We start from the raw sequence: 4,870 nt of genomic DNA on the forward strand, positions 1-4,870 counted from the left end.
CCGATGCCGACGTAGAGCAGCGGCGCGCCGACCATCGAGACGGCGAACACCAGGCCGATCGACGAACCGATCATCGCCATCACCTTGGTCAGATGCTGTTCGCGCGTGAGATCGGCGGCGAGCGCCGTGACGGCGGCCGAAATCGCTCCGGCACCCTGCAGGACGCGGCCGGCGATGATGGCGTAGATGTCGCTGGCGAAAGCGGCCAGGAAGCTGCCGGCGGCGAAGATCAGCAGCCCGAAGACGATCACCGGCTTGCGTCCGAAACGGTCCGAGGCGGCGCCATAGGCGATTTGCAGGCAGGCCTGGGTCAGGCCGTAGGCACCCAGTGCCATGCCGACCAGCGCCATGTCCTTGCCGGATGGCAGTTCCTGGGCATACAGGGAAAAAACCGGCAGGATCAGGAACAGGCCGAGCATGCGCAAGGCGAAAACCGCAGCCAGGCTGACACCGGCGCGTTTCTCCGCACTGTTCATTCGGTCGGGATTGGAGACGGACATGGAATTTGCTGCCGGACGGCGGAATTGCGTATATTAGCAGGTTTGCCCGGTGCCCTCGGACTGGCAGCCAATGGACGAGACGCGAACGATACGAATCCGCGGCGCGCGGACGCACAACCTGAAGAACGTCAACCTCGACCTGCCGCGCAACCGGCTGATCGTGATCACCGGTCTATCGGGCTCCGGCAAGTCTTCGCTCGCCTTCGACACGCTTTATGCCGAAGGCCAGCGCCGTTACGTCGAGTCGCTGTCCGCCTACGCCAGGCAGTTCCTGCAACGCATGGACAAGCCCGACGTCGATCTGATCGAGGGACTGTCGCCGGCCATTTCGATCGAACAGAAGGCGACCAGTCACAATCCGCGCTCGACGGTCGGGACGGTCACCGAAATCCACGACTACCTGCGCCTGCTCTTCGCCCGCGCCGGCACGCCTTACTGCGCCGAGCATCAGCAGGCGCTCGAGGCGCAGACCGTTTCGCAAATGGTCGATCACGTCCTGGCGCTGCCCGAAGGCACCCGACTGATGATCCTGGCGCCGGTGGTCGCCAACCGCAAGGGCGAGCAAGTCGATCTGTTTGCCGAATTGCGCGCCCAGGGCTTCGTCAGGCTGCGGGTCGATGGCCAGATCCACGAGATCGACGCCTTGCCCAAGCTGGCAAAGACGCAAAAGCACACGGTCGATATCGTCGTCGACCGGCTGCGGGTTCGCCAGGACCTGCGCCAGCGCCTCGCGGAATCCTTCGAGACGGCGCTGCGCCACGCCGACGGACGCGCCATCGCCTGCGAGATGGACGGCGAGCGCCAGCATTTCTTTTCCGCCAGATTCGCCTGTCCGGTCTGCTCCTATTCCCTGCAGGAACTCGAACCGCGGATTTTTTCCTTCAACAGCCCGCTCGGTGCCTGCCAAAAGTGCGACGGCCTGGGCGTCATTCAGTTTTTCGACCCGCAGCGCGTCGTCAGCCGTCCCGAACTCTCGCTGGCCGCCGGCGCGATTCGCGGTTGGGACCGGCGCACTTCTTTCTATTTTCAAATGCTGTGCTCGTTGGCGGCGCACTATGGCTTCGCGGTGGACACACCGTTCGGCGAGTTGCCCGACCCGATCCAGCGCCTCGTCCTCTATGGCTCGGGGCGTGAGGAGGTGCCGTTCAGCTACCTCAACGAGCGCGGCCAGCCAACCGTTCGTCGGCATCCTTTCGAGGGCATCCTCGTCAATCTCGAACGGCGCTACAAGGAAAGCGATTCGAACGCCGTGCGCGAGGAACTGGCGCGCCTGATCAGCCACCAGGTGTGCCCGTCCTGCCACGGCAGCCGCCTGCGCGCAGAAGCGCGCAATGTGCGCGTCGGCACGCGCGAGCAGGCACGTACGCTGCACGAAATCAATCGCCTGCCGCTCGCCGCGGCGCGCGACTACTTCCTCGCGCTGCAACTGCCCGGCAACAAGGCTCAGGTCGCCGACAAGGTGCTCAAAGAAATCGTCAGCCGACTGCAGTTCCTGATCAACGTCGGGCTCGACTACCTTTCGCTCGAACGTTCGGCGGAAACGCTGTCCGGCGGCGAGGCGCAGCGCATTCGTCTCGCCTCACAGATCGGCTCGGGGCTGACCGGCGTCATGTACGTCCTCGACGAGCCGTCGATCGGCTTGCATCAACGCGACAACGAGCGCTTGCTGAAAACGCTCGAGCAACTGCGGGATCTCGGCAATACGGTGATCGTCGTCGAGCACGACGAGGAAGCCATTCGGCGCGCCGATTACGTCGTCGATCTTGGCCCCGGAGCCGGCGTTCACGGGGGCGCCGTCGTCGCCGAAGGCCCACCGCAGGCGATCGTCGAGAATCCAGCGTCGCTCACCGGTGACTACCTGTCGGGTCGCCGGCAGATCGCGCTGCGCGCCGTCCGGCGGCAGCCGGACCCGGCACGCATGCTGCGCATCGTCGGTGCGCGCGGCAACAACCTACGGAACGTCTCGGTGGACATACCGCTCGGCCTGTTGACCTGCGTCACCGGCGTTTCCGGCTCGGGCAAGTCGACGTTGATCAACGACACGCTGTACACGGCCGCCGCCAGGCATTTGTACGGCGCCAGCAACGAGGCCGCCGAACACGACCGGATCGTCGGTCTCGACTGTTTCGACAAGGTGATCAACGTCGACCAGAGCCCGATCGGCCGTACCCCGCGCTCCAACCCGGCCACCTACACCGGACTGCTGACGCCGATCCGCGAGCTTTTCGCCGGCGTCCCCGAGTCGCGCTCACGCGGCTACGGTCCCGGCCGTTTCTCGTTCAACGTCAAAGGCGGGCGCTGCGAAGCCTGCCAGGGCGACGGCGTGATCAAGGTCGAGATGCACTTCCTGCCCGACATCTACGTCGCCTGCGACGTCTGTCACGGCAGGCGCTACAACCGGGAAACGCTCGAAGTCCAGTACAAGGGCCGTAACATTCACCAGATCCTGCAGATGACAGTCGAGGTGGCGCGCGACTTCTTCGACGCCGTACCGGTCGTCGCGCGCAAGCTGCAGACGCTGGTCGATGTGGGTCTGAGCTACATTACGCTCGGCCAGGCGGCGACAACTCTGTCGGGTGGCGAGGCGCAGCGTGTCAAACTGGCTCTCGAACTGTCGAAGCGCGACACCGGCAGAACACTGTACATCCTCGACGAGCCGACGACCGGTCTGCATTTTCAGGATATCGAACTGCTTTTGTCCGTCTTGCACCGGCTCGTCGACCGCGGCAATACCGTGGTCGTCATCGAGCACAATCTCGACGTGATCAAGACCGCCGACTGGCTGCTCGACCTGGGTCCGGAAGGCGGCGCCGGCGGTGGCCGGGTGCTCGCAACGGGAAGCCCCGAACGCGTGGCGGAAGTCGCCGGCAGCCATAGCGGGCGTTTTCTTCGCCCTTTGCTGGCTCGTCGGAGCCTGTCCGGCGACGGTGGGAAGGGAACTCCGGACGGCTAGGCGGCCGCCACCAGCGGCAAAAAACTTGTTTGGCAGCGCTGGAATCCATGCCAGAATTGACGTTCCGACATTCTTTATCGTTCCCTTCCATCGCTGCCCTCAAAATGACAGAATCTGGACCGAGGAAGGCCTTCAATCACCATAGGAGATACCATGAACAAGTCCGAAATGATCGACGCGATCGCCGCCCGTAGCGAACTTTCGAAGGCGGCGTGTGCGAAAGTTCTCGACGCCTTAGTCGAGACCATCGTGGACAGCGTTGCCCAGGGTGAAACGGTGACCTTGGTGGGTTTCGGCTCGTTCAAATCCAGCGGTCGTGCTTCGCGCGAAGGAAAAAATCCGAAGACCGGCGAAAAGATCCACATTCCGGCCACCACCGTCCCGAAGTTCTCGGCCGGCGCCACGTTCAAGGCAAGGGTTGCTGGCAAGGAAGAATAGTAGTTGCCTGTCAGGCGTTGTCACCCACCGGGCGTCCTTAGCCGCCGCTCTCGTTCCCCCTCTCGTTCCCACTTCCCCGTTTCTTGACACAGGAGTTCCTCATGCGTCTTCGCACCTTTCTCGCCACCGCCGCACTTGCTCTCGCTCCGCTCGCCGCTTCCGCCCAACAGGCCCCCATCGCCGAGGGCATGACCGCGGTGGCGCCCGGCAAGTTTGCCGGGATCATCGAAGCGAAAGTCACTTTGGTCGTCGACTCGATCGACAAGGCGACGCGCAGCGTCGTTCTCAAGAATGACAAGGGCGAACTGATCAAGATCGTCGCCGGCGACGAAGTCAAGAATTTCGATCAGATCAAGGTGGGTGACAACGTCGTCGCGAGTTATACGCAGGGACTCGTGATGACGCTCAAGAAGGGCGGCGGCGCGCTGCGCGAGCGAATCGACAGCGGCGAAACGGCGTCCGCAGCGAAGGGCGAAAAGCCGGCTGGCTATGAAGTGAAGGAAGTGAAGGAAGTGACTTTCGTCGCCGACGTGCAACAGGTCGATCTGAAGAATCAGACGATCACCTTGCGTGGCGCGAAAAAAACGGTGCGCCTGAAAATCAAGGATCCTGAACAACTCAAGCTGATCAAGAAGGGCGATCAGGTGGAAGGCGTCTATGCCGAAGCCGTCGCCGTCTCCGTCGTCCCAGCACCCGCCAAAGCGAAGAAATAAGCCTTATTGTCCGGGAGGCTGTCTCAAAGAACAACCCCCGGCGCACTTGATGCGGGTCAACGAAAAAAGCCCTCGCTGGCAACTGACTGCCAGCGAGGGCTTTGTGGTGATACGACGACTTACTTGCCGCCGATGACGCCGGCTTCGTTGGCGGCGGTGTTGCCCTTGCCGATCGCGACGGCAGCGGCGTTCTTCTGCTCAGCCTTGATCTTGGTGTTGCCCTGAACCTTGGTGTCGCCCTTGATGGCGCCGGCGGTGTTCTTGGC

At 63.1% G+C, this 4,870-nt stretch carries 4 protein-coding genes; 3 read left to right on the forward strand and 1 reads right to left on the reverse strand.

From position 1 onward, the window contains the following. The coding region (locus Q1M07_RS08010; protein ID WP_300452819.1) for an MFS transporter at nt 1-500 on the reverse strand (500 nt) is incomplete at its 3' end. A gap of 70 nt (nt 501-570) precedes the next feature. On the opposite strand from Q1M07_RS08010, the gene uvrA reads away from it, so the two are divergent. From uvrA to Q1M07_RS08025, 3 genes are all read left to right on the forward strand, one after another. Next, complete coding sequence (gene uvrA, locus Q1M07_RS08015) at nt 571-3,453, forward strand: excinuclease ABC subunit UvrA (RefSeq protein WP_300452821.1); 2,883 nt, start codon at nt 571-573, stop codon at nt 3,451-3,453. 141 nt (nt 3,454-3,594) lie between these two features. Then, the gene (locus Q1M07_RS08020) at nt 3,595-3,891 is read left to right on the forward strand and encodes an HU family DNA-binding protein (protein ID WP_300452825.1); all 297 of its coding nucleotides are present in this window, start codon (nt 3,595-3,597) and stop codon (nt 3,889-3,891) included. Nucleotides 3,892-3,992: 101 nt separating this feature from the next. Then, the gene (locus tag Q1M07_RS08025) at nt 3,993-4,604 is read left to right on the forward strand and encodes a hypothetical protein (RefSeq protein WP_300452823.1); all 612 of its coding nucleotides are present in this window, start codon (nt 3,993-3,995) and stop codon (nt 4,602-4,604) included. Nucleotides 4,605-4,870: the final 266 nt, after the last annotated feature.

Source organism: Accumulibacter sp., from assembly GCF_029255285.1.
GTDB lineage: Bacteria > Pseudomonadota > Gammaproteobacteria > Burkholderiales > Rhodocyclaceae > Accumulibacter.